Annotated in this window: 21 protein-coding genes; 12 read left to right on the forward strand and 9 right to left on the reverse strand. The window is 36.5% G+C overall.

What is annotated here, in order from left to right:
• Positions 1-19: 19 nt before the first annotated feature.
• Positions 20-2,089, reverse strand: coding sequence for a M3 family metallopeptidase (locus ACM55M_RS12865; RefSeq protein ID WP_416858071.1), 2,070 nt, complete (start codon positions 2,087-2,089; stop codon positions 20-22).
• Between the two features lie 374 nt (positions 2,090-2,463).
• On the opposite strand from ACM55M_RS12865, the gene ACM55M_RS12870 reads away from it, so the two are divergent.
• Entirely contained in the window at positions 2,464-2,790 is a 327-nt protein-coding gene (locus ACM55M_RS12870) for a hypothetical protein (protein WP_416858072.1), read from the forward strand.
• 99 nt (positions 2,791-2,889) lie between these two features.
• Entirely contained in the window at positions 2,890-3,465 is a 576-nt protein-coding gene (locus tag ACM55M_RS12875) for a DNA polymerase ligase N-terminal domain-containing protein (protein WP_416858073.1), read from the forward strand.
• An 87-nt stretch (positions 3,466-3,552) separates the two neighbouring features.
• On the opposite strand, the gene ACM55M_RS12880 is transcribed toward ACM55M_RS12875, so the two are convergent.
• Together ACM55M_RS12880 and ACM55M_RS12885 are read right to left on the reverse strand one after the other, a co-directional pair.
• On the reverse strand, positions 3,553-4,263 hold the full coding sequence (locus ACM55M_RS12880; RefSeq protein ID WP_416858074.1) for a DUF4339 domain-containing protein: 711 nt from the start codon (positions 4,261-4,263) through the stop codon (positions 3,553-3,555).
• A 220-nt stretch (positions 4,264-4,483) separates the two neighbouring features.
• Positions 4,484-5,266, reverse strand: a complete 783-nt coding sequence (locus tag ACM55M_RS12885; RefSeq protein ID WP_416858075.1) for an RMD1 family protein — start codon at positions 5,264-5,266, stop codon at positions 4,484-4,486.
• A gap of 245 nt (positions 5,267-5,511) precedes the next feature.
• On the opposite strand from ACM55M_RS12885, the gene ACM55M_RS12890 reads away from it, so the two are divergent.
• From ACM55M_RS12890 to ACM55M_RS12915, 6 genes are all read left to right on the forward strand, one after another.
• Positions 5,512-6,570 carry a glycoside hydrolase family 130 protein gene (locus ACM55M_RS12890; RefSeq protein WP_416858076.1) on the forward strand — a complete coding sequence of 353 codons (1,059 nt, stop codon included), beginning with the start codon at positions 5,512-5,514 and terminating at the stop codon, positions 6,568-6,570.
• Positions 6,570-7,859: an MFS transporter gene (locus tag ACM55M_RS12895; protein WP_416858077.1), complete on the forward strand. Its 1,290-nt coding sequence runs from the start codon at positions 6,570-6,572 to the stop codon at positions 7,857-7,859. The genes ACM55M_RS12890 and ACM55M_RS12895 overlap by 1 nt, the downstream gene beginning before the upstream one ends.
• Positions 7,860-7,908: 49 nt before the next feature.
• Complete coding sequence (locus tag ACM55M_RS12900) at positions 7,909-9,633, forward strand: hypothetical protein (protein WP_416858078.1); 1,725 nt, start codon at positions 7,909-7,911, stop codon at positions 9,631-9,633.
• Between the two features lie 12 nt (positions 9,634-9,645).
• Positions 9,646-11,274, forward strand: a complete 1,629-nt coding sequence (locus tag ACM55M_RS12905) for an alpha-glucosidase (protein ID WP_416858079.1) — start codon at positions 9,646-9,648, stop codon at positions 11,272-11,274.
• A 163-nt stretch (positions 11,275-11,437) separates the two neighbouring features.
• Positions 11,438-11,842, forward strand: coding sequence for a cupin domain-containing protein (locus ACM55M_RS12910; protein WP_416858080.1), 405 nt, complete (start codon positions 11,438-11,440; stop codon positions 11,840-11,842).
• A gap of 103 nt (positions 11,843-11,945) precedes the next feature.
• Positions 11,946-12,950, forward strand: a complete 1,005-nt coding sequence (locus ACM55M_RS12915; protein WP_416858081.1) for an LLM class flavin-dependent oxidoreductase — start codon at positions 11,946-11,948, stop codon at positions 12,948-12,950.
• A gap of 118 nt (positions 12,951-13,068) precedes the next feature.
• On the opposite strand, the gene ACM55M_RS12920 is transcribed toward ACM55M_RS12915, so the two are convergent.
• Positions 13,069-14,154, reverse strand: coding sequence for a glycoside hydrolase family 130 protein (locus ACM55M_RS12920; protein WP_416858082.1), 1,086 nt, complete (start codon positions 14,152-14,154; stop codon positions 13,069-13,071).
• A 1,583-nt stretch (positions 14,155-15,737) separates the two neighbouring features.
• Between ACM55M_RS12920 and ACM55M_RS12925 the strand changes: the two genes are divergently transcribed.
• Genes ACM55M_RS12925 through ACM55M_RS12935 form a run of 3 tightly spaced genes read left to right on the forward strand, consistent with a single transcriptional unit; the run spans position 15,738 to position 17,125 of the window.
• Positions 15,738-16,493 carry a hypothetical protein gene (locus tag ACM55M_RS12925; RefSeq protein WP_416858083.1) on the forward strand — a complete coding sequence of 252 codons (756 nt, stop codon included), beginning with the start codon at positions 15,738-15,740 and terminating at the stop codon, positions 16,491-16,493.
• A 1-nt stretch (position 16,494) separates the two neighbouring features.
• Positions 16,495-16,890 carry a DUF5675 family protein gene (locus ACM55M_RS12930; protein WP_416858084.1) on the forward strand — a complete coding sequence of 132 codons (396 nt, stop codon included), beginning with the start codon at positions 16,495-16,497 and terminating at the stop codon, positions 16,888-16,890.
• Between the two features lie 10 nt (positions 16,891-16,900).
• A complete protein-coding gene (locus tag ACM55M_RS12935) occupies positions 16,901-17,125 on the forward strand; it encodes a hypothetical protein (RefSeq protein ID WP_416858085.1) in 225 nt (74 codons plus the stop codon).
• 328 nt (positions 17,126-17,453) lie between these two features.
• Here the strand turns inward: ACM55M_RS12935 and ACM55M_RS12940 are convergent, their stop codons facing one another.
• From ACM55M_RS12940 to dinB, 3 genes are all read right to left on the reverse strand, one after another.
• Positions 17,454-17,885, reverse strand: coding sequence for a DUF1810 domain-containing protein (locus tag ACM55M_RS12940; RefSeq protein WP_416858086.1), 432 nt, complete (start codon positions 17,883-17,885; stop codon positions 17,454-17,456).
• 156 nt (positions 17,886-18,041) lie between these two features.
• The gene (locus ACM55M_RS12945) at positions 18,042-21,098 is read right to left on the reverse strand and encodes a DNA polymerase III subunit alpha (RefSeq protein WP_416858087.1); all 3,057 of its coding nucleotides are present in this window, start codon (positions 21,096-21,098) and stop codon (positions 18,042-18,044) included.
• 4 nt (positions 21,099-21,102) lie between these two features.
• On the reverse strand, positions 21,103-22,284 hold the full coding sequence (dinB, locus tag ACM55M_RS12950; RefSeq protein WP_416858088.1) for a DNA polymerase IV: 1,182 nt from the start codon (positions 22,282-22,284) through the stop codon (positions 21,103-21,105).
• A gap of 89 nt (positions 22,285-22,373) precedes the next feature.
• Here dinB and ACM55M_RS12955 point away from each other — a divergent pair, with 89 nt between their 5' ends.
• Positions 22,374-23,141 (forward strand): XRE family transcriptional regulator, encoded by a 768-nt coding sequence (locus ACM55M_RS12955; RefSeq protein ID WP_416858089.1) that lies wholly within the window; start codon positions 22,374-22,376, stop codon positions 23,139-23,141.
• Positions 23,142-23,167: 26 nt separating this feature from the next.
• On the opposite strand, the gene ACM55M_RS12960 is transcribed toward ACM55M_RS12955, so the two are convergent.
• Together ACM55M_RS12960 and ACM55M_RS12965 are read right to left on the reverse strand one after the other, a co-directional pair.
• Positions 23,168-23,632: a DUF6943 family protein gene (locus tag ACM55M_RS12960; RefSeq protein WP_416858090.1), complete on the reverse strand. Its 465-nt coding sequence runs from the start codon at positions 23,630-23,632 to the stop codon at positions 23,168-23,170.
• 964 nt (positions 23,633-24,596) lie between these two features.
• The gene (locus ACM55M_RS12965) at positions 24,597-25,070 is read right to left on the reverse strand and encodes a hypothetical protein (protein WP_416858091.1); all 474 of its coding nucleotides are present in this window, start codon (positions 25,068-25,070) and stop codon (positions 24,597-24,599) included.
• Between the last annotated feature and the right edge of the window lie 6 nt (positions 25,071-25,076).

The following is a 25,076-nucleotide window of genomic DNA, read 5'->3' on the forward strand; positions in this document are numbered from 1 at the left end:
CCTTCGGATGTTTTTGTGATTACTTTTTGTCTAAACCCCGTTTTCTTAACAAAGGCGCAACGCTAGGTTCTGCTCCACGGAAACGTTTATACAAGATCATTGGCTCTTCGGTTCCGCCTTTTTCTAAAATGTTTTTTCGAAATGATTTGGCTTTCTCAGGATTGAATAGATTGGTTGTTTTGAAGACTTCAAAAGCATCAGTATCCAAAACGCCTGACCAGATGTAACTGTAATATCCAGCCGAATAACCGCCTGAGAAAATATGATTGTAATACGTACTTCTGTATCTTGGAATGATTGCAGGTATTAGACCTATTTCGTCCATTGCATTTTTCTCGAAAGTATTGGCATCTCTTGTAATTGCTGACTTTTGAGTGTGATACTTTAAATCTAAAAACGAAGCTGCCAAGTACTCTGTAGTCATAAAGCCTTGGTCAAAAGTACTTGATTCTTGTATTTTTTTAATTAAATCAGCAGGAATGACTTTTCCTGTCTGATAATGTTTGGCATACATTTTTAAAACTTCAGGTTCTACAGCCCAGTTTTCCATAATTTGCGAAGGCAATTCGACAAAATCTCTTGGGACATTTGTACCGGCTAAACTTCTGTAGGTTACATTAGATAATAATCCGTGTAAAGCATGACCAAATTCATGGAAAAAAGTCGTCACTTCATCAAAAGTCAATAAAGACGGACTGTTTTCTGTGGGTTTAGAAAAATTGCAAACAATAGAAATTACCGGAGCTTGTCTTAGTCCGTCAACTGTTTTTTGGGTTCTGTAGGACGTCATCCAAGCTCCGCCACGTTTAGAATTTCTAGGATAAAAATCCATATACAAAACACCTACATGCGTTCCATCGGATTCTGAAACTTCCCAAACATCCACCTCTTCATGGTATTTTGGTACCTCCTGTAAGGGTTTGAATTGTAAGCCGTATAAGTTTTCGGTAACTTGAAAAATGCCTTTTCTGACATTTTCTAAACTAAAATAAGGTTTTAATTCCTGCTCGTCTAAATCAAAACGTTCTTTACGAATTTTTCCAGTGTAAAATCGCCAATCGTAGGGTTGAACCGAATCGTTGATTCCATCTTTTTTCATCATTTCGTGAATGTCTGCTGCTTCCGTTTTGGCAATTTCTAAAGCTGGTTTCCACAAATCATTCAAAAGTTTATAAACAGTTTCTGGAGTTTTGGCCATAGTTTCCTCCAAAATATAATACGCATGCGTTTCATAACCAAGAAGTCTGGATTTTTCGCCGCGAAGATTTGCTAGTTTCAGAGCATTTTCTTTATTGTCAAAATCGTCATCATGATTGGAACGGGTTTGATAGGCTTCCCAGATTTGCTGTCTTAAATTTCTATTGGCACTATATTGCAAAAACGGAATTACACTGGAATTCGATAAGGTAAAAACCCATTTTCCCTCGTTTCCTTTTGATTTCCCCTCGGCAAAAGCGGCAGTAATTAATTCCTGCGGTAATCCGGATAAATCGTTTATATCTTCAATGACCAATTTGTATATATTGGTTTCAGCCAAAACATTTTGGCCATATTTCAAACAAGTCAGCGAAAGTTCCTCGTTTATTTTTCTCAGTTTATCTTTGTCTGAATCAACTAAATTTGCTCCGCTTCGTACAAATGCTTTGTATAAATTATCTAAAACTTTTGCTTGCTCTATATTTAGATTTAGCTTTTCTTTTTCATCCCAAAGTGATTTTACTTTTGAGAATAATTTTTCGTTCAAATAGATATTGTCGTTGTGTGCTGCTAAGTTTGGAGCAAGTTCTTTGGCTATATCCTGAAGTTCATCGTTGGTATTTGCACCGTTCAAATTAGAAAATACCATATTGGCATTCAAAAGAAATTCGCCTGCATTTTCCATAGCAAGAGTGGTATTCTCAAAAGTTGGGGCATCTGTATTATCTGCAATTTGATCAATTTCTGTCTGATGCCGTTTAATTCCCTCTAAAATTGCGGGTTTAAAATGTTCGTTTCTTATTTTATCAAAAGGCGGAACATTATATGGTGTATTATTGGGCTGAAAAAATGGATTCATTGCCGCATTTTGGTCTTTTTCTTGGTCTTCCATTGTTACCATTTTGTAGTTGTTTGTAAAAATAAAAAAATAGTTTCTGTAAATTTAACAGAATCCGGCTTGATTAGGAAACCAAAGAATGTTACTTAACTTTATTTTAAGGATTTAAGGAGTAAAACAATCTTGTTTAAAATATAACGGATTCTCACTAAAGCAACAATTAATTTGAATTAATTATTTACTGATCAGGAAGCTTAAAATTAGTAAATAATGTACAAAAAGTTCCGGTTATAAAATCAGGATTAAAGGATGTTTTTTCATACTATAAAATATATTTTTGATTAAAAATGATTAACTTAGTGTTCTGTAAGTCAATTTAATAAAACATTAAAATGGAAAATAAAGACGACAAATCAAATCTAAATAAGATGAAACCGGTTAATAAAGATAAAAATAAAGTGCCGGATTCTCTTGTGTATCCTCCAAGTGAAGATATGTATAGTAAGTTCCAAAAAGAAATGGAAATTGACCCGGAAGATATTACTAAAAAGAAGGCGCCTGTTGAAATTAATAATGTCAGGGAATTGAATCAAAAAGATTTTGAGGAAGATGAATCTGGCAGTGACTTAGACGTTCCTGGATCTGAACTGGATGATGATCAGGAAGACATGGGAAGTGAGGATGAAGAAAATAATAATTACAGTATAGGTGGTGATAATCACAGCAATTTAGACGAGAATACAGGAAAAAGTTGAACCCAATCTAAATATTTTTTTAGTTTGCTTATTGACTAATTTCACGAATATATCAATTCCATACCTTTTAGATTTATTTTAACTCTAATTTTATTTATCATGATATCTTTAAATAAATACAATCAAAAGCGTAATTTTAATGCTACGACTGAACCTGAAGGTGCAATTAAAAAATCAATAACCGAATTAGTTTTCGTCATGCAAAAACACGCTGCATCCAATTTGCATTATGATTTTCGGCTGGAAGTGGACGGAGTATTAAAAAGCTGGGTCATACCCAAAGGACCATCGATGAATCCCGCTGATAAAAGGCTGGCGATTATGGTGGAGGATCATCCTTATGATTACAAAGATTTTGAAGGAATTATTCCTGAAGGAAATTATGGAGCAGGAACTGTTATAATTTGGGACAATGGAAGCTATACCTTAGCAGACAAAGAAGGTGCTGACAATATCGAAAAAAAATTAAAATCTGATTTGAAAGAAGGACATCTTAGTTTTATTCTAAACGGAAAAAAGCTCAAAGGTGAATTTGCATTGGTAGAACTAAAAACGAAAGAGGAAAATACTTGGCTTTTGATAAAGAAAAATGACCAATATGCAAGTGATGAGGATGTTTTGGAACAAGATAAGTCTGTAATTTCAAATAGAACATTAGAAAGTTTAGAAAAATAGATAGATTGAAAAGTTGTTTAAATAGAAGAAACCTCCAAAGTTTTGAAGCTTTGGAGGTTTCTTAATTACGCAATTCATAAATCAGTATTAATGTATTGTTTCTAGTTTTAAATACAATCGATCAGCTTCATTTTCTAATTTTTTTATTTCATTTTGCCAATGGATAATATCATTTTCTATCAAGTTAATCTGTTCCTCCCTTTCGCTTTCTGTTCTAAATAATTTAAAATCTTTGGCATCAATTAATTTATTTTGATCTTCTTCTAAATTAGCACTGTTAACAAGGATTATTTTCTTGATTTCTGAAATTCTGTAGTTTACAGAGTCTTTTTTTTGTTTAGAGAGTCTATCTGAGTCTATTTTTTCTTGAATAGCAATTTGTATCTTTTCCTCGTCAGTTTGTTTTTGTTGCAGTTCAATTTGTTGGTTTTGAAATTCCGTTTGGTGATTTTTTTGGTCAAATTCTAAACTTCTGTTTTCTTGATAAGTATTGAAAATCAGTGTTCCAATAATTAAAGTTATAATTCCAAAAGCTAAAAAAAAGATACTTTTATCCAATCCTAAAATAGTTTGACTTACTACTTTTTCATCCTCTTCAGGCAAAAGGGGAATCCTGTTTAGAGGTGGAGGTATTACTGATAAAATATTTTTTAATTCAGGTATGTCTGCGGCATATTTCCATTCGTCCATACCTTCAAACCATATTAATGTTGTTTTTGTTATTTTCTTAGCTTTTAATTCGTCCAAGAAAAATGGACCGCTGTTTTCAGTTCCGTTATGAATGTAATAGGTTTTCATTTATAATATTTTAATAGGGCTTCTTGGTTTAATTTCTTGTTTTTGAAAGCGTTAATAAGATGTAAGATAATTACATGATTTATATTATTCTTTTAAAAATTTTTTCTTTCAAAAAACAAAAATAACAAAAATGACTTTGTTTATAGAATAAAGAATAAAAGAAATATTTTAGAGTTTATTGTGTAAAGCAAGAGAAAATTGATGCAATAGACTTTAGGTTTTAATGAAAAAATAACGCGATGGCAATCTCCAACGCAATTAATATGATAACCACCCATTCCAGTCTGGAGCTTTCCCGTACGTTCAGTACATCGATAAACAATGTAAGATTGTTTTCTACAATTTGCAAACGATAATCGAGGTCTTTAAAACGGGTATTAATATCAAAATTAGCTTTGAGGTGGCGGTTGAGCAGATTGAGTTCTTCATTATCCCAAACGAGATTTGGGTCGTCAAGAATATATAAATTGTCTACAATACTGTTCTTGACATTCAGTACTTTACCAATGTATTTTAGTAAATTGGTTTTAGAAATACTGAGTTTTCCCCGTTGTTCTAATTCGAGAATGTAGTGTTTTGAAGAGGTAATGAGTTCGTCAGTCAATACTTCGTAATATTCAAGTGCAACAGATTGCGCAATATTAAGCATAACGATTCGCATAAGGGAGGAATCTATTTGAGAAACGGTGACATAATTGTTTTTTACAATGACTTTTTGCAGTGTTTCATCGGTTTCAATGCGGTATTCTTCTGATAAATTCAAATCGACCAAAGTAGTGGCGTAATTTTTTATAAAATTCACGAATTCACTTTTAGCAACTGCATCATAATTGGCAAAGACCACAACACCATAATCAAAAACATATAAATAACGCTCGTTTTCTTCCAATGCATAAAACACTTCGGAAGTGGAGCCCGAATGTGCTTCGACCCGAAAATCGGCACGGAATTTCTTCATGTTGAAGGATTCCGCAATTTGAACAGCTTCGATTCTGATTTCCATAATCAAACTATTTTATACAAATTTAAGGAAAATACAGATTTTATATTCGCCTTTGTACTATTGTTTTGTTTTTAATTATCAATAGATTGGAATCTCTCTCTTAATAAAAAACAGGTTTTCTTCTATAGGTCTGTAAATAAATAGAATAGTTGTGAATTTTATGAATAAATTTACTGTTAAACTACTCGTTCCTTATAACAGAAATAGATTTGTACTTAAAACTAAAAAAATAAAAATAGAATAGCATGAAAGATATTGCAAAACGTTTCACACAAAACCCATTATTATCCCCTGCAGATTTACCTGCCAGTAGAGAAGGTTTACAAATTACCTGTCTTCTTAATCCGGGTGTATTTCAATTTGAACGGAAAACATGGTTGATTGTTCGCGTAGCCGAAAGACCAGAACAAAAAGAGAATAGTATTTCTTTTCCTATTTTAACGGAAACTGGAGCGATTAAAATCATCGAAATTCCTACTGATGACACTGAACTAGACGCAAGTGATGCCAGAGTCATTAATTATAAAGGAGTTGATTATTTAACTACTTTATCACACCTGCGATTATTGTGTAGCGATGATGGGCACCATTTCTACGAACCGGAGAATTATCCGCTTTTAGTTGGAGAGGGAATATTGGAAACATTTGGTATAGAAGATTGCCGGGTTACTTTGCTCGAAAATAAATATTACCTTACTTATACAGCAGTTTCTGATAATGGAGTAGGAGTAGGTTTACGCACCACAACCGATTGGAGAAATTTTGAATCACACGGAATGATGTTGCCGCCACATAATAAGGATTGTGCCATTTTTAACGAAAAAATTAATGGTTTGTATTACGCTTTACACCGTCCGAGCAGTGTTGATATTGGAGGAAATTATATTTGGATTACCTCTTCTCCTGATGGGTTACACTGGGGAAATCATCATTGTATTATTAAAACCAGAGCAGGTTTATGGGATAGCAAAAGAGTGGGTGCCGGAGCCGCTCCTATAAAAACAGAAAAAGGCTGGTTATCCATTTATCATGGAGCTAATGCAGCACATCAATATTGCTTAGGGGCTTTTTTAATGGATTTAGAAGATCCTACAAAAGTAATTGCACGAACCGAAGAACCGATTATGGTACCTACGGCAACCTATGAGCTGACTGGTTTTTTTGGTAACGTAGTATTTACTAACGGGCATGTGGTACATCCTGATGGCGATACCGTTACCATCTATTACGGTGCTTCGGATGAGTTTGTTTGTGGTGCGGAGTTTTCTATCAAAGATATTTATTCACTTTTAAAATATAACTAATGTTCAAGAAACTAAAAACAGAAATTGGTCATTTTAAAAGCCAAACCCACAATTTTCAAATATTAGTACTTACAAATCTGGTCTATGCCATCGTCTTGCCTGTGATAGATATTTTTGTGGCTGCTTATGTGATGCGAAGTTCCAATGATCCGGTAAAAGTGGTGATTTATCAGCTTACTATTTACACCGGAATTCCACTTACTTTTTTATTGAATGGCTATTTGTTGAAACATTTTAACATTAGAAAATTATATTCGGCAGGGATGATGCTCAGCGGAGTTTCCATGATGATTATGATGTCGTTGAAAACACTCGATTTAGTAGGGATTGGATTTGCGGGAATTACTATGGGATTGTCTTTTGGTTTTTATTGGTCTAACCGAGATTATTTGGCATTAGCCATTACCAATGATACGAATCGAAATTATTATTATGGTTTAGAAACTTTTTTCTATACCATTATAGCCGTTATCATTCCTATTACTATTGGTTGGTTTATTGAATCAAGTGGAGACGAAGCACAGATACATACAGCTTATTTAATCATTACCGGAATCGTTTTTTTAGTGACTGTTGCGGCATCTATAGTTTGTTTTAGAGGGACATTTAAAAACCCGGAACAGAAACGATACGTATTTTTTAAATTTCATCAATTATGGTATAAACTGCTGTCCTTGTCCTTGTTGAAAGGTTTGGTACAGGGTTTTCTGGTAACGGCACCCGCAATGCTTATCATGTTATTGTTAGGTAAGGAGGGAGCATTAGGAACAGCACAATCCATAGGAGCAGTAATTGCAGCGGTAATTATGTATGTTTTAGGGAGGATCTCTAAACCGTCAGACCGTATAAAAATATTTACGGCAGGTCTAGTTTTATTTGCTTTAGGAGCCGTAATCAATGGGTTATTATTCAATCAAACAGGTGTGATTTTATTTATCTTATTGCTGCTGATTGCAAAACCGCTTATGGATTTGGCATATTTTCCAATCCAATTTAAAGTAATCGATATTGTTTCTAAAATAGAAAAAAGAGGTGAGTTTGCTTATATACTGAACCATGAAGCAGGTTTGTTTGTGGGGCGATTTTTGGGTGCTGGAACATTTTTGGTTTTGGCTTACACTATCTCCACTGAAATTGCGTTGCGATACGCTATCGTAATTGTTGCCGTATTGCAGTTGAGTTCTATTTATGTAGCCAAAAAAATTATTGCAGACGGAAAATTGCTTGCACCCGATGAAACAGAAATTGATGGTAAAGTACTGAATGAAGTAGCAGAAAAATTGGTGTAATAAAACGGTTATTATTTAAAATATAGTTACAACTAAATAAAAATAAGGAATGAATACTATTTTCAAAATCACTTTCTCGAGTCTGTTTTTTCTCCTTTTCGGAATAAATGGAACGGGCCAAGTTAAACAACAAAAGATAGCTCGTGTGGATCAAATGCCAAACTTGCCAAAACCATTGCAAATCATCGATTATAAAAAACTGGCGCTCCGTTTTGACAGTACGGTGTATGATTTTAATGCCAAAGGAAAATTTTGGCCTATGGTATGGATAGACAGCAGTAAAAAGAATTTTCCCCAAGATGTTGTAGGAATGTACACTGCGGTTGGTGATGTAAGACAAGGAAAGAATAATAAAGGGATGTTTCACGAAGCTTTGGCAACTATGGGAGCCACATTAGGAGCTAGTTTGGTTGGGATTGACAAGGCTAAGCAACAAAATCTGAATTATGTTGGAATGCTTAAAAACTATTATAATAAAGAAGCAGGCTGGGATATTATGATGAACAATACGGCACCGGAAGTGGCTTTATTAGGTGGTGGTTATGGACGTGACTGGTGGTACGATGTATATCCGAATCTCTTATTTTATGCGGTTTATGACAAATATCCTAAAGAACCGGGTTTTAAAGAAATCGCAAAAAGTATCGCAGAAAAATTTTTCAAGGCCGATTCTATATTGAATGGAAATTATAACTATTCCTATTTTGATTATGGCAGAATGAAACCCATGAAAAACAACATCTGTTTGCAGCCTGATGCAGCAGCTGGTCATGCCTGGGTTTTGTATGCAGCGTATAAAAAGTTTGGTGATCAAAGGTATTTAAAAGGAGCGATGAGTGCATTAGCTGCACTAGAATCGCAACCCATAAATCCAACATACGAATTATTAATGCCTTTTGGAGCTTATTTATCGGCAAGAATAAATGCGGAACAAGGCAAGAAGTATGACACTAATAAAATGTTGGGTTGGAGCTTTGACGGAACTGCTGTATGTCGAGAAGGCTGGGGTGTATTAGTCGGTAACTGGAATGGAATTGATATTTCAGGAATTGTGGGTAGCACGGTAGATCATGGTGGTTATGGATTTTTAATGAACACTTATGATGCGGCATGGCCATTGGTTCCTATGGTTCGATATGATCAATCGTATGCCACGGCAATTGGGAAATGGATGTTGAATGCAGCAAATGCCTCTCGCTTTTTTTACCCGCAATATATGCCGGATGAGCATGAAACGAATCCTGAACTGGCTGATGTTTCAAAAGAAGTAATTGGTTACGAAGGCATGATTCGTCAATCCAGTTATAAAGAGCATGAGCATTTAAAAGCCCCGGTGGCACAAGGTGACGGACCACTTTGGGTACCTGGAGAAAATCCAAAGGAATCTCAATTCAGCGTTTATGGAAGCGGACACGCAGGTATTTTTGGAAGTATTATTCGTGCAACTGATGTTACAGGAATATTACAATTGAATTTACTGGCTACTGATTTTTATAGTGATAAAGCCTATCCTTCTTTTTTATATTATAACCCTTATACCACTAAGAAAAAAGTTTCAATAGAAACAGAACAAGGAAAAAAAGTGGATTTATATAATACAGTTTTGGGACGTTTTGTTGCTCGGAATGTTTCTTCTTCGGCTAAAATAAAGATTGCACCAGAAAGTGCAGCGGTAATTGTTTGTGTTCCCTCTGGCGGTAAAATAACCTATGAAGGTTCTAAAATGCTGGTGAATGGTGTTGTTGTAGATTATAACTTTCAACAGAAAAAATAAAAGGATTTGCTTATGAAATTGAATCTGTTATTTGTTGCACTGCTTTCTTTTTTTGTATTGAATAGTAGTTCAATGGCCGCACAAAATACCCAGAACTCACAAAAATGGTGGAAAGAATCGGTCTTTTATCAGATCTATATGCCCAGTTATGCGGATAGTAATGGCGATGGCTATGGGGATTTTAAAGGAATGACCCATAAACTGGATTATTTGAAATCATTGGGTATAAAAGGAGTCTGGCTCACACCATTTCTGACTTCGCCAAAGGTGGACAATGGGTACGATATTGCTAATTATTACGAGGTAGATCCCACTTATGGCAGCAAAGCTGATTTTGATAAATTTTTGACCGAAGCGCATAAAAAAGGAATCAAAGTAATTATGGATATGGTTTTGAATCATACTTCTACCGAATGCAAGTGGTTTCAAGAATCCCGGAAATCAATTGACAATCCGTACCGTGATTATTACATCTGGAAGGATAAACCGAACAACTGGGAATCTTTTTTTGGTGGAACTGCGTGGGAAAAGGATACGTTGACCAATCAATATTACTACCACAAATTTGATAAAAAAATGGCCGATCTCAATTGGTCCAACCTTAAAGTGGTTGCTGAAGTCCAAAAAGTGCTGCGTTTTTGGCTGGATGCTGGTGTGGATGGATTTCGACTGGATGTGATTAATTTTTTAAACACCGATGGAATTACAGCTGACAATCCGATAAAAGACGGACAACAGGAACACAGCAACGACATCGATCAGGAAGGTGTAAAAAATGCCATGCGAATGATAAAATCGACCGTAAGCGAGTATGACAATCGTTTTATAGTTGGAGAAATAGGAAGTGACAAAATTGAAGTGTTGAAACAATACCAATCGCAGGATTTGTTGGATGTGGTTTTTAATTTCAACTTTGGAAGTATCAAAACATTTTCCTCGCAACGTATTTTTGACGAATTGCAAAGCATGGAAAAAAACATGAGCAATTATCCTACTTTGTTTTTTGGAAGTCATGATATGCCCCGAATGATGGACCGATTAGCCGACGGGAATTCGGATAAAGCTTTCGCATTAGCTGCCCTGATGCTTACCGCAAAAGGAGTACCTTTTGTTTATTACGGAGAAGAAATCGGGATGCATAACAGTATTGCCAAGAACTTGGATGAAATGGTAGATATCCAAGGAAGAACTCATTATGAATTGGGTTTAGCCAAAGGTAAAAACCCTGATGAAGCACTTATTGAAGGGAATGAGCACAACCGTGATAAATCCCGAAGTCCAATGCAGTGGAATGAAAATACTTTTTCAGGATTTTCAGCCAAGAAAACGTGGATTAAAATTAATCCGGATTACAAACAAGTCAATGTTCAGCATTTAATGAACAAAGATAATTCTATTCTTAAGAGCTACAAAAAATTGATTGCATTACGGAACAGAGAAAAAGTATTGCAATATGGGAAATACGACCGATTGGAACATCATGAGAATCAAATTTTGTTTACCCGGTCTTTTGAAGGAAACAAAATCACCGTGGTCATTAACTTTGGCTTAGCAAAAGAAATCAAGCTTCCAAAAGGAGCAAAAATCCTGATGGGAAATCCAAAATTGAAATCAAACAGTTTTATTATTTACAGAAAATAATATTTACAGAAATTACATTAATCGAATATTTATTACTTTTAAAACCATAAAAATGAATTTGAACCTACCTGATAATTTCGAAAAAAGCACTGTTTTTGAACAAATTGCGGCGGCATTAAAAAAAGAAAATTTGCACCGTTATAAAACAAGATGAAACACGTCCTTGGGGAGTTTTTTTGTGATTGACGAAAGTCAGGCGAGTGCTTTTGCCGCTAAATTTTTCCCGCATCTTGGAATGGAAGCGATTAGAATTACTACTAAGTTAAGTCCGAAAATTCTGGTTGTTGCTCCCCATAAACGTTTGTCATGGCAATTTCACCATCGCAGGGTAGAAATATGGAAAATACTCTCTGGAGTGGTGGGGGTTAAAACCAGCTTCACAGACGAGGAAGGAGCACTTCAAAAATTAGCTCCGGACAGTTTTATCCAGCTGGACAAGGGAGACCGTCATCGCTTAATAGGATTGGATTCCTGGGGGATAGTAGCCGAAATTTGGCAACATACCGACTCTGAAAACCCTTCTGATGAAGAGGATATCGTTCGTTTGCAGGATGACTTCGGCAGATAAATAAAATTTTCTTTTTAGTTTTAAAACATTATAATTCAATTAACACCCAAGAATATAGGTCTTTGGTGTAAATGCTTAATTTTGCTCAAAATTTGAAATTTAAATGATGAACAATATTCCAATTTCTATACTAGAATTAGCAATAATTACTCAAGATAGCGATGCAGGCGAAACATTGCAAAAAACAAAAGAGGTGGCGCAACTTGCCGATAGTTTGGGCTATAAGCGATTTTGGTTAGCCGAACATCATAATATGGCACATGTCGCTAGTTCGGCAACAGTTGTCCTGATTGGTTATATTGCTAGTCAAACACAAAATATTCGAGTTGGTTCAGGTGGAATTATGTTGCCAAATCATTCCCCGCTTATCGTTGCGGAGCAGTTTGGAACATTGGAACTGCTTTATCCTGACCGAATTGATTTAGGTTTAGGAAGAGCACCAGGAACCGACTCGCTAACCGCACAAGCCATTCGAAAAGATTTCTTTGAACAATCACAACGATTTCCACAAAATGTGACTGCACTTCAAGATTATTTTTCTGTGGAAAATGCTACGGCAAATGTGCGAGCTTTTCCTGCAGAGGGGACAAAAGTCCCTATTTGGATTTTAGGTTCCAGTATGGACAGTGCTGCTTTGGCTGCTGCCAATGGATTGCCGTATGCATTTGCAGGACATTTTGCCCCCAAACAGATGTTACAGGCGTTTGAATTTTATCGCGATAATTTTCAGCCTTCTCCATTTTTGGACAAACCGAAAACAATGGCGTGTGTCAATGCGATCGCCGCCGATACGGATAAAGAAGCTGAAATTTTGTCGACCAGTTTGACTCAGATGTTTCTAAATTTAATACGAAACGATAGAAAAGGACTGCAGCCTCCAGTTGATTCTTTAGAAGGTATTATGGGTGATGAGGAACGTTTTCATGTAAACCAAATGACTGCTTGTTCGTTTGTTGGGAATAAAGAGAAATTAGCAACCGATATACAGCAATTTATAGCTTATTCCCGTGTTGATGAATTGATGGTTACCAGTCCGATTTTTAATCATCAGGACAAATTAAAAAGTTTACGACTCCTGAAAGAAGTTATTGATGCTATTAAATTATAGGATTAGTTTATTTAGAAAAGACATGAAAAAAGAAAATCCGAAACAATAGTTTTGGGTTTTCTTATGTGGAGTATTGAAGTGATTTCTTTATTTGCATGATATCACTTAAAAGAAACTATCATTTACTTTTCTTCAAAGCATCCATCAATTCTACCATATCAACTACAGCGTAAGTAGAGGAATAGTCAGATACAGCATAGGGTAATATAAGACTGTTGTTGTGAATGATCGAACCACAAGAATACACTACATTGGGTACATAGCCTTCTCTTTCATCTTCTAAGGGTGAAAGCAAAGGTTCTTTAAGTCTTCCAATTTCTTTCGAAGGGTCATCAAGATCAAACAGCGAAGCTCCTATGCAATATCGTCTCATGGCGCCTACACCATGCGTGATAACCAGCCAGCCTTCTTCGGTCCAAAGTGGCGATCCACAATTTCCGATTTGTGTAAATTCCCAGGGATAACGTGGCTCTTGAAGCATAACGGGATCGTTCCATTGTGTAACCCTATCCGAATACATAAGGTAATTGTTAACCCCATCAATTCTGGAAAGCATAGCATATTTGCCCTTTATTTTTCTAGGAAATAGTGCAAGATTTTTATTTTTAGCGCCCGCTCCATGTAAAGGCATTACACGGAACGAATAAAAATCTTCAGTAGAAATAAGTTTTGGAAGAATGGTATGTCCATTATAAGCCGTATAAGTTGCTATTATTCTTTCTGATTTATCATCATCCACAAAACGTACAAAACGGGCATCTTCAATACCACGACTTTCAGAATCGGATATTGGAAATATAACACGTTCAGTAATATCGGAATCGTGCTTGAATTGCAAATCATAAAACGAATCCGCCAACCAAATCACTTCTTCGAGGGCAGTTCTCCTCTCCTGGCGAATCATTGGATCGCTTAAGGCTTTATTTACCATACTTTTTAATACGGCATACTCAAATTCATTCGGTAGTTCCTGCATGATATGGGCTGAGTATTTGTTCGAAGTATGCATTTCTGCCAATTTAATCAAAAATCGTTCTTTGTTATATAACGTTTTGTGTACAATCTCTGCTTTATCAATGTTATTCCCAATTTTCATCACATGTAGATTGTTATTCTTATCCAAGATTCCCCTTCTAAAAACGATTGATGAGATATGACCTTCGCCAGTGGCACGGAAAGAAATAATGACCCGTTTTTCACCCATTTCAAGGCCCGACTGATCGAAATCTTCCACAATGGAAGGGTTGAAAAAAGCTGCTGATTCTATAGCGTACTCCATTGTACAGTAAGAACCGATGAGCATTTTTCGTTCAGCAGACAGGCCGTCATAATTGATTTGCATTCCTTCAATGATTCCTCTAATTTTTTCACAATGCCTGAAAAATGTGCTAGAAATATTTCGATGCCGTCTGGCAAACTCCCGAAGTGTATGTTCTAGGGTATCTACGACTTGTTTTTCGTCCAACATCATTATATGGCTTACCATTTTTTTGGTCCGTTGATCGCCGTTTATAAAATATCGGGCCACAACCCTCTTGGAATCAGGACTAAATATTACATTTTTTCTGATGACGGAAACTCGCATAGATTTATTTTTAAATTATAATAAAATAAGTGTGCTTTTAATGTAATAATGAAAGCGGTTAGATATTGCATCATAATATAGTTTTGGAATCTCTTTAATAAGTTGAGATTTTGAAAGCTCAAACTTTAATTATGTACTATATCAAAATTACGAAAAAATAAATATAAAAATAAGGGGAAAAAATTGGTTACAGGGTGAATGCTGTTTTTTTAGACCTGATAATGAAATATTACAGAAATAAAATTTTAAATATTGATTCCGATTAGCTTTATATTTTTTATATTTTAAAAAAAAGAAAATCGCTTCACAAGTCAATGCTTTTAATAAAACACGACTGGCTTTTAGAATCAATCCTGAATGTTCTTGAAAAAATATAAAATTAGGGAATAATTAAAAGCAGAAAACCCGAAACTTACGTTTCGGGTTTTCTTTCGCGGAGAAAGAGGGATTTGTATCTCTCTCCTTATGTCAGTGTTTACGGTGTTTCGCAAACTATTTTAAAACAAGGGTCTCGATTTTACTCCTACAAATTATAGGCAAAAAATCATGTAATCTTATCAATGTAAATATAGTGATAATTAAAGGTTTATCAAAGATAAAAAAGGTCTTTCATTGTTTGAAATTTGAACTGGTTGACTACTAGTATTGAATTGGCATTGGATCAAAATTTAGTTGCCTAAAATAGGTTTTTCAACCAATAATTAAAGGTTCAACCTGTTCAATTTTTAGGCTCGTGTATTGGCAAAATTCCTCAATAGATACAAACTCATTTTGGAGCTTATTGAGCTCCTTTCTTATTTTTTGTAGTAGTCTAATGCTTTGACGATAACTCTTTCCAGTTATGCGTTGTATATCTTTTGGGTAGATACATAATCTCTTGTTTTCGGTTCTCATACTCTATATATAGCTTTGATTGGGCTTTGCCTAACTTGAAACCCTTATGATCCAAGTTCTTGCACTCAATAAAAATAGTAAATAATTCCTTTCGTTCAGAAGCGACGATTTGTTTCCATTTATGATGGGTATAAATGGGTATTTATGTCGATTTCTGCCATTTGTGTCACAAAGTGACATATGGAATAGGGGAGTCTTTTTTATGTGGTTTAATTGGCTAAAATTTGCTTCATAATCAATCGAAAGGTGTTGCAACAGATGATGATTGAAAGAGTTTTAAGTAATAATTTAATCTAAATTTAGTAATTATGGCAAGACAGAAGGGCATAATTAAATTGAAAGGTACTATCGGGGATATTACTTTTTACAAAACCAAAGATGGTCATTTAGCACGTGAAAAAGGAGGAATAGATGCCAGCAGAATTGCAAATGATCCAGCGTTCCAGAGAACACGTGAAAATGGTTCTGAATTTGGGAGAGCAGGGAAGGCAGGCAAAACTTTGCGAACTGCATTGCGAACTTTGCTCTTGAATTCTGCTGACAGTAGAATGGTGAGCCGACTTACTCAAACTATGGTTAAGGTAATTCAAGCGGATTTAACCAACGAACGTGGTTTACGTAATGTAATTGATGGCGAAGCAGAATTGCTTGTAGGATTTGAGTTCAATATCGGTGGAAAATTGGGGACTACTTTGTTTACACCATTTGTGGGAGGAATTGATCGTGTTACAGGTGAAATCACTGTTGATTTGGCATCATTTATTCCTGCGAATATGATTGCAGCTCCAAGTGGAACAACCCATTTCAAAATTATATCAGCTGGGGCAGAAATTGATTTTGAAGCTGAAGTTTTCGTTACTACAAATTCAGAAACGGCAATTCTTCCTTGGGATATGACTCCAACTGTAGCTATCAATCATTTGAATGCGGTAACTCCCAATAGTACAAAACCTTTGTTTTTAGCTCTTGGAGTTGAGTTTTATCAAGAGGTAAATGGTAGAATGTATCCTTTGAAAAATGGTTCATATAACCCATTAGCATTGGTACAAGTAAGCGGATTGTAAGATGGTTTTAGTACTATCCAGAACTTATTTCCCTGATGGAACTAATGGAAAACTCGAATATGAAGGTAAATTCATCTGTTGTACAATTGAATTACCTTGGATAAATAATGAGAGAAGGGTTTCCTGCATTCCGGAAGGGAAATATTTATTGAGAAAGCGTTACAGTCGGAAATTTCAATGGCATATCGAAGTGGTTGATGTAAAAAACAGAAGTTTGATTTTGTTTCATCCGGCCAATAATGCTCAAAAAGAATTAAATGGTTGTATTGCTCCGGTAACGAAATTTTCCGGACCTGGTTTAGGTCTTCAATCCAAACAAGCTTTTGTTAAGTTAAAAAATTTAGTTTACAAAACTTTGGAGCGAGAGGAAAAGGTTCTATTAATTGTTCAATCTTAAAATTCTAATTATGAATATAGTAAAAAGAGCAAAAGCTCCAACTCCTAAATTTTTTAAAGTGCTTCGAAATATAGGATTGGCATTGGCTGCTGTTGGCGGAACTATTCTAGCAGCACCAGTTGCTTTACCTATTGTTATTAGTTCAATTGGAGGTTATTTGGCTGTTGCTGGTGGTGTACTATCGGCTGTAAGCCAGATTACTACCATCAGCGAAGAAGCTAATGCAATCCAGTAATCCAACATTAATTAGTACCGCTGGCGGTACGTTTTTGAGTGTTGTACCGAATTTACATTCGGAAGATGTTTTGAAAACTGTTTTATTAGCAACGATTGGAGCAATAGTTAGTTTTGGAATATCAATGGTGCTCAAATTTTTTATCAAGAAGCACAAAAAATAGTTTAATTCGAGTTGTGGTGACCTAGAATTAAACAAAATGAAAGCCCAAACCGAAAAGGAATGGGCTTTCATTGTTTTTGACACTAAGTGACTGCTATTTTAATAAAATAATAGCGAACATCCTCTAGTGTTCTGAAGTTATCCACAAAATACTGTCGATTTATTATCATCGTTTCCTGTTTAGCAATTCTAGTGTAAGTTCATCAGGTATTCCATTAAAATATTTTTCTAAAACCTTCTGAAATACCGGATTGGCATTTTTGACGTTTGCAAATAATGTCATGCATGATCGTAATTTCATATCGTCAGGAGTTCCAAATATCTGTGTTACTGTTTTTTCTTTGAGATTGAATACTTCCTCAGAAATTTCAACTAGGTGTTTGCCCAGAATGGGATGTTGTAAATAGGCAGTAGCTTCATTCAAATCTTTGATTCCATAATACTGTGCCGTTTCGCTAGAACCCAGTCCTTTAATTTGGGGAAAGATATACCACATCCAATGGGTGTCCTTTTTACCTTTTTTTATTTCAGAAAGTGCTTTTAGGTACACTTGGTTTTGTGCCTCTAAAAATCGGATTAGTTCGTTGTTATCAGCCATTTTTTTATTTAAGTTGCCTTTGGCAAACGGGATTACTAAAGTATTGATTATTTGTTTTGCATTCTAAAGAGGTCAAAAAACTTTTTTCCGCGACTGCCTGATGCAAATATTTCGGTGTCATTGAAAAGTATCATTTTGCATAAGTGTTACTAGTTATCATGTACTCATTTTATGTCTCGGCAGGTTAATCTCATGCTCCTGTGGATACGGTGCCCGATGGGTCATGCTGACGTCTTCCCGAATCTGTTCGTGTACTTTATATTGTCTGTCGTTTGTGTTAGAATACCGCGGATCAGGAATGAACGGCATTTTAGCCATTTTGGTAACGGTAATGGTAGGGAAATGATAGTCCACTTCAACATTTCCCAGAAGCAAATAACAGCCACCACCTTGGAACGGATATTTCTCCAAACTTTTTGTAAAATGTGCGGTGTCAAAATATTCTCCTTCTATGTCGATCCAAGTTCCAAAATACATGGTTCCCATTTTGGTGGGCACATGCTTTCTTGAAATTAGATAGGCTAGCATCTTTACCGTTTTTTTATGGTGACTTAATAAATCTTTAGCCATTACGTCCCCCCGATATTTTGTCTGCAATAAATCGAATGGGGTGCAGGAGACCGGAAAACTCAGCAGCTCGATTTCATCAAAAGCATCTTCAAAAGGGGAGCGTTCGAGTATTGGCAACGTATATTCTTTAATTGGTTCCTGTAGCAGCATCAGGTTTCGGTTTTCGGGTTTGAAGTTTACCAGAATGAGTCTGGCAATCACCAGCAATTGGTTTTTTGTTTTTCCGGTAAAGCGGAAGGCTCCGATAAAAATCAAAATCTGTATGCCTTCAATACCTATGGGGATGCGGTTGATGAAATCTTCCAAAGAGTTGAATTCACCATTTTTCTCCCGCTCATTAACTATAAAATGCGCTAATTTACTTTCCAAACCTTCCAGATGCATCAAACCGAGATAGACGTCGATGCGGTATAGGGTAGTCTCATAGTCGCTCTTGTTTACGCATGGATTCTGAATAGTTGCACCAGACATTTTGGCTTCATGAACATACACTTCGGTACGGTAAAAACCACCCTGATTATTGATGACCGCTACCATAAATTCAATAGGGTAATAGACCTTGAGGTAAAGACTCTGGTAACTTTCCACAGCATAAGAAGCGGAGTGCGCCTTACAGAAAGAGTAGCCGGCGAAAGATTCAATCTGTCGGTATATTTCTTCGCTCAACTTTACTGGATGTCCTTTTTGTGCACAGCAGGCAAAATAATTGTCTTTTACTTTTTGCAATGCTGCTTTAGAACGCCCTTTACCACTCATGGCACGGCGCAGAATATCTCCATCGGCTGCGGGAAGTCCTGCATAATGTAAGGCAATTTTAATGACGTCTTCCTGATAGACCATCACCCCATAGGTTTCTCCGAGCTGTTCTTTGAATACCTCATGAAAATACTCGAACTTGTCGGGATGGTTGTGTCGGAAAATGTATTCTTTCATCATACCGGATTGGGCTACACCCGGGCGGATAATGGAGGAGGCCGCAACAAGTGTTTTGTAGTTATCGCATTTGAGACGGCGCAATAATCCGCGCATGGCCGGGCTTTCGATATAGAAACACCCGATTGTTTTTCCATGGCTTAGAAAATAATTGGCCTTGGCCTCATTTTTTGACAATGAAGTATCTCGGATATCGACTTTAATTCCTCTGTTTTTCTCAATCAGTTTCACACTGTCATCGATATGACCAATACCCCGCTGGCTAAGGATGTCAAATTTTTCAAAACCAATATCTTCGGCAATGTGCATGTCGAACAAAACGATTGGAAACCCTTTCGGGGGCATTTCCAGTGGCGTATAATTGGTAATAGGTTCTTCTGAGATCAAAATGCCACAGGAGTGCATGCTTCGTTGATTGGGGTATTTTTCGAGTAACATCCCGTATTCTTGGACTAACTTTACTATTGGGTTTTTATCATGCAACTGCATCGGGTTTTTGGCTAATAGATCCAATTCCTCTTTTGGCAGCCCAAACACTTTGCCCACTTCCCGGAATATGGAGCGGTATTTAAATTCCACATTGGTACCACAGAAAGCGACATGATCGGCACCGTATTTATCAAAAATGTATCGTAGAATGGTATCGCGTTCTTTCCAGGACCAGTCAATGTCAAAATCGGGGGGACTCTTGCGGTTCACATTGAGGAAGCGTTCAAAATACAAATCCAATTCAATAGGGCAGATGTCTGTGATGCCAAGGCAGTAACTTACAATACTGTTGGCTCCGCTGCCGCGACCAATGTGTAAAAAGCCCTGACTCGTGCTGTATTGAATGATATCCCACGTGATTAGGAAATAACCGCTGAATTCCAATTGATCAATCACCTTTAATTCTTTTTCCACTCTTGCTGTTGCTTGTGAATTATCGACACCGTACTTTTTGAATAATCCTTCCTGAGCGAGATTCGTCAAAAGTTGCCTATCACTTTCCTGACTTCCGGAATAATATTTTTTATTTTTGGGTGTTTTGAAGTCGAATTCAAAATGGCACTCATCCATCAATTCTTGTGTGTTTGCAATGATTTGCGGATACTCCTCAAATTTCACCAACAATTCCTCCAAAGGAATCATTACTTCAGATGTTTTGCAATAATCATCCACAGTCAATTTGGACAAGATCACATTGGTATCAATAGCTCTCAGGATTTTATGCAGGTTGAATTCTCTTTTAGTCCGGAAGGTGACGGATTGCAAAATCACCATTTTGTGAAGCAAAGCTTTCCATTCCGGTAGAAATAATTTGGGAAGCTGATCGGGAGTAATGCCAATATACTCCTGGTCTTTTAATTCCATTGGCCTATTTTCGAAAGGATAAATAATACATACGGAATTAAATGAAGGAGCAGTCAAAGGCAAAGGGCTATTTTCAAAATTATGTTTGGTCAGAAAACGGTTCATTTCGGCGAGACCATCGGCATTTTTAGCCAAGCCGATATAACGCAATTGATGGTTGCAGCGAAATTCTATACCAACAAGAGGCTTAATATTTACCTCTTCGCAGGTTTTTATAAAATCGTAAATCCCTGTGACGGTATTAATATCGGTCAGCGCCATAGTTTTTACCCCACAAATAACTGCCTGCTGTACCAGTTCGGTGAGCGGGATGGTGCCGTAGCGTAGGGAATGAAAAGAATGACAGTTGAGGTACATTGGATTATAATTTACGTTTTAAAATTTCCGATTTGTTATTGGGTTTGAATGTTGCTCCGGCACACCGCATTACGGCATCAAAACCATACCGGCTTTTCATTTTGTCCATGGCTTGGTATAGCGATAGCATTTCTTCGGTGTCCTCAAATAAGTTGATTTGATAGGTGCCTCTGACGAGTCCACTGAAACGAATTCCTATTAAACGGAGTCGCATGCGACGCTGGTAGACTTTATCAAATAAGTCGGTAACGGCTTTGGTCAGCATGTGATCGGCTGAGGTGTAGGGTACTTTGCATTGTTTGGTTTCCGTATCAAAATTGGAATATCTAATTTTGATCACCACAGTGGAAGTAAGCCATTCTTCGGAGCGTAGTTGGAAGGCTAATTTTTCTACCATTCCGATCAGTATCGATTTTAATTTTGGAATGTCAATGGTATCCTGACTAAAAGTATGTTCCGTTGAAATGGATTTCCGTTCCGTGTAGGGTTCCACCGGATTGTTATCTATTCCATTGGCTTTCTTCCATATTTCGATGCCATTTTTACCGATCATTCGTTGTAATACTTCGGCCGGCATTTCTGAAAGGGTCTGAATCTTGCGGATACCAATTCGGGATAATAGTTGAAAAGTAACATCGCCCACCATGGGTATTTTTTGAATGGAAAGCGGATTTAAGAAAGACCGTACCTTATGCTCCGGTATTTCTAAGTTACCTTTTGGTTTGGCTTCGCCGGTACCAATTTTGGAAACGGTTTTGTTTACCGATAAAGCAAAGCTTATCGGTAAACCAGTTTCTTTGGTAACGGATTGTACCAGTTCGTTGGTCCATTTGTAGCCCCCATAGAATTTATCCATTCCGGTAATATCGAGGTAAAATTCATCGATGCTGGCCTTTTCCACAATTGGTGCTTTTTCTTGGATCACTTCGGTTACGTTATGCGATAATTTGGAGTACAGTTCCATATCGCCTTTCATCACTTTTGCCTGCGGGCAGAGGCGGAGTGCCATTTTAATAGGCATTGCCGAACGCACTCCGAAGGTGCGGGCTTCATAGGAACAAGAAGCCACTACGCCGCGATCCCCGCCACCAATAATTAAAGGAATTCCCTCCAGTTTTGAATTCCCCAGTCTCTCACAAGACACAAAAAATGTATCTAAATCCATGTGTACAATTGCTCTTTCCATGCTCCTCTCCTTTTTTATACTTTACAAAATTAGTATAGATTGTAACAAATTTTATTATATTTGTTGTTACAAATTATAACAAAATAGCTATGTCTTTATTTTCCGACAACATCAGGAACCTTAGGGTAAAACAGAAAATTTCACAGGAAAAGCTCGCTGAAAGCCTTCTAATCACGCGGGGGCGATATGTAAAATACGAAGATGGGACTTCGGAAGCTCCTTATGAAATACTCAAGAAAATAGCCCATTATTACCACATCAGTATTGACCTGTTGCTTTCTGTTGATGTGCGGAAAATACCTATGGATGATTTGTTAAAACTTGAGGATAACAGAATATTGTTGCCCATTACCGTAGATAAGGAAGGAGATAATTTTATTGAAATTGTTCCTCATAAAGCGAGGGCTGGTTATCTTACCGGTTATTCCGACCCAGAATTTATTGAAAACCTGCAGCATATTTCGTTGCCGTGGTTACGCAATGGCAAATTCAGGGCATTTCCTGTGGATGGGGATTCTATGCCACCCCATAAAAGTGGTTTTTTTATTGTAGGTCGTTATGTTGAAAAATTGGGGGATGTTATGGATGGGAAGACGTATATCTTGCTGACCAAAAACGAAGGAATTGTCTACAAACGATTGAATAAAAACGGAAAAAATGCCTTGATGCTTCATTCGGATAATGCCTATTATAAATCGTATGAAGTCAAAGCTTCTGAAATCCTTGAAATTTGGGAATTTGCCTGCAGTCTTGCTACTGAAGAATTTAAACCTGACGATTTGAGCCCGGAAAGTTTGAAAGAAATAATAATGGATTTGAGAAGAGAGGTTAGAGAAGTGAAGGATAAACTTTTTTAAACAGATCTCTGCAATAAGAAAATAAATTAGTTGTTGTTAATCTTTACTTGCTCATTGATGTCTAAAAAATATTTTTTGCAATACCTAGATAATATCACCCTTCTCATTTCGTTTATAAGGACAATATTCTGATGTAATTGGTCCTCTCTTTGTTCCAGTAACCTCAACGCCTGGACTTGTTTTTTGTGCAGCTCGTGTTCCTGCAGCATTTCATTTACTTTTGTATCAAATTCCTTTTTGAAATCATAAATACGTAAAAATGGAATTACGGATCCAATAAGCGATTGGTGCCAGAATTTCGATTTCCATAGACTATAGGCCAACCAATAAACCGTTTCCTCATCTTCTTCATTTTGAAATAAGATTACAAAGCTATTTGTAAATGGCTCTTTCTGTGGCTTGCCACTGTTCATTCCTTTGTTGAGGATGTAGATTTTTTTTCCTTTGTAAAGAGCGTTTTTTTGGTGGGTTTTAATAACAAAATTTGGCATGGCTTCGGATTTAAATTATGTGCCTCGCTTTGCTCGGCACCACATCATTTTTAAAAGAAAAAAAGAAAAAAAAGAAAGTCGTCTCTAAAGTGGAGGTTTCAAAAAGTCACGTTTTTTTAATAAAATACTACCCGACTTATAATCGGGAACGTGTTGAGAAGCGGAGATTGGTTTATAAAAAAGAACCTGAAATGAATTCAGGTTAAAGGGTGGAGATTTTATTAAAAACCCGGAGGGCTTGAACTTTACTTTTTAAGAAACCGGAACTTACCTTTACTTTCTTTTTATTTATTTTTTTCGAAGACAGATGTTCTTGTTTAGTTTTTTCAGGGAAGTTCTTGTGGAAACGGCAATCAAACACCCCCAAGCACCGCAGAAAATAATGATTGTAGCGATAGCGGAAATTATTATTTTTCGAGGAGCGCAGTGGCGGGGTTGCGGCAATCGAACAGCCACCCTAGACCGGGAACGAAGCGTAGTCCCGCTTTTTCCGCGGGACGAAGAGGAGAGAAGGGATAGGAGCGTGAAACGGGGGGGAAAAAATATAAGACTGCCTTTGGCGTTCCTTGATTTAGGGCAAAGTGCTAACGGAGCCAACCCCGATGGCTGTGCGAAGGAGCAACCGCTGAAAAAATAAGGGGCGACAGACACCATACTGCTGGAATACAGTGGAGCGTAGCCTGCGGAGTGTAACGGAATGAAGCGGTATTGTGGATGTACTAGCCCCGCCGAACATAGGGTAGAGAACGTGTGAAGATGAGGAACGAAGCGGCGCAATAAAAATAGCTGCTTATTTTCAAGCTACTATTTTTATTGTGCTGCGTAGTGTCTGCGGAACGGAGGGAGGAGGCTTTTTCTGCCGATAACCGACTGGAGCTGCCGAACGGAACAAAGAGAACGACCGAAGAGAGACCGCTTGATTGCCCGTGATTTTAAATAGATATATTGTTTAATTAGAATAGCTTTATTTTTTCGCTATTTGCCAAATTAATAAACCAATATTTATTACCCCAAGCGCGATGTTAATCCAAGTTGTAATTTTATTACTTCTCTCGTTTTTGAGGTTTTGTTTTGCGGCCTTTTTGTTTAATTTATTGGCTTCTAAATTTGATTCTGCTAATGCAAATTCAAACTTTTCTTTTTTGATTTTCTTCGCCTCGTTCTTGATTTCAATATCCTCTATTTTAGAAAAACCTCCATTTTCAATAAACTTTTTGGTTGCAATATCAACTTGTATTACATACGTTTCATTGTGATCAAAATAGTCAATTTTAATCTCAGGATGCTTTCCTATTTCTGAAATATAGTATAGCATTTCTTGATTAGTCATTTCAGGAAATACATCTTTGATAACTTCGGTAGCTATGGTAAAATTATCATGAATACCCTCTATTAAGCAGTATTTAAGGATTTCATCTTTTATTTTACTTTCGCTCATACTAAA

The sequence above is a fragment of the Flavobacterium galactosi genome, from assembly GCF_048158585.1.
Lineage (GTDB): Bacteria > Bacteroidota > Bacteroidia > Flavobacteriales > Flavobacteriaceae > Flavobacterium > Flavobacterium galactosi.

What these genes read in the sequence shown, in the direction of transcription:
- ACM55M_RS12865 (WP_416858071.1), bottom strand. Translation starts at nt 2,089, where the DNA reads ATGGAAGACCAAGAAAAAGACCAAAATGCGGCAATGAATCCATTTTTT.
- ACM55M_RS12870 (WP_416858072.1), top strand. Translation starts at nt 2,464, where the DNA reads ATGAAACCGGTTAATAAAGATAAAAATAAAGTGCCGGATTCTCTTGTG.
- ACM55M_RS12875 (WP_416858073.1), top strand. Translation starts at nt 2,890, where the DNA reads ATGATATCTTTAAATAAATACAATCAAAAGCGTAATTTTAATGCTACG.
- ACM55M_RS12880 (WP_416858074.1), bottom strand. Translation starts at nt 4,263, where the DNA reads ATGAAAACCTATTACATTCATAACGGAACTGAAAACAGCGGTCCATTT.
- ACM55M_RS12885 (WP_416858075.1), bottom strand. Translation starts at nt 5,266, where the DNA reads ATGGAAATCAGAATCGAAGCTGTTCAAATTGCGGAATCCTTCAACATG.
- ACM55M_RS12890 (WP_416858076.1), top strand. Translation starts at nt 5,512, where the DNA reads ATGAAAGATATTGCAAAACGTTTCACACAAAACCCATTATTATCCCCT.
- ACM55M_RS12895 (WP_416858077.1), top strand. Translation starts at nt 6,570, where the DNA reads ATGTTCAAGAAACTAAAAACAGAAATTGGTCATTTTAAAAGCCAAACC.
- ACM55M_RS12900 (WP_416858078.1), top strand. Translation starts at nt 7,909, where the DNA reads ATGAATACTATTTTCAAAATCACTTTCTCGAGTCTGTTTTTTCTCCTT.
- ACM55M_RS12905 (WP_416858079.1), top strand. Translation starts at nt 9,646, where the DNA reads ATGAAATTGAATCTGTTATTTGTTGCACTGCTTTCTTTTTTTGTATTG.
- ACM55M_RS12915 (WP_416858081.1), top strand. Translation starts at nt 11,946, where the DNA reads ATGATGAACAATATTCCAATTTCTATACTAGAATTAGCAATAATTACT.
- ACM55M_RS12920 (WP_416858082.1), bottom strand. Translation starts at nt 14,154, where the DNA reads ATGGGTGAAAAACGGGTCATTATTTCTTTCCGTGCCACTGGCGAAGGT.
- ACM55M_RS12925 (WP_416858083.1), top strand. Translation starts at nt 15,738, where the DNA reads ATGGCAAGACAGAAGGGCATAATTAAATTGAAAGGTACTATCGGGGAT.
- ACM55M_RS12930 (WP_416858084.1), top strand. Translation starts at nt 16,495, where the DNA reads ATGGTTTTAGTACTATCCAGAACTTATTTCCCTGATGGAACTAATGGA.
- ACM55M_RS12935 (WP_416858085.1), top strand. Translation starts at nt 16,901, where the DNA reads ATGAATATAGTAAAAAGAGCAAAAGCTCCAACTCCTAAATTTTTTAAA.
- ACM55M_RS12940 (WP_416858086.1), bottom strand. Translation starts at nt 17,885, where the DNA reads ATGGCTGATAACAACGAACTAATCCGATTTTTAGAGGCACAAAACCAA.
- ACM55M_RS12945 (WP_416858087.1), bottom strand. Translation starts at nt 21,098, where the DNA reads ATGTACCTCAACTGTCATTCTTTTCATTCCCTACGCTACGGCACCATC.
- dinB (WP_416858088.1), bottom strand. Translation starts at nt 22,284, where the DNA reads ATGGAAAGAGCAATTGTACACATGGATTTAGATACATTTTTTGTGTCT.
- ACM55M_RS12955 (WP_416858089.1), top strand. Translation starts at nt 22,374, where the DNA reads ATGTCTTTATTTTCCGACAACATCAGGAACCTTAGGGTAAAACAGAAA.
- ACM55M_RS12960 (WP_416858090.1), bottom strand. Translation starts at nt 23,632, where the DNA reads ATGCCAAATTTTGTTATTAAAACCCACCAAAAAAACGCTCTTTACAAA.
- ACM55M_RS12965 (WP_416858091.1), bottom strand. Translation starts at nt 25,070, where the DNA reads ATGAGCGAAAGTAAAATAAAAGATGAAATCCTTAAATACTGCTTAATA.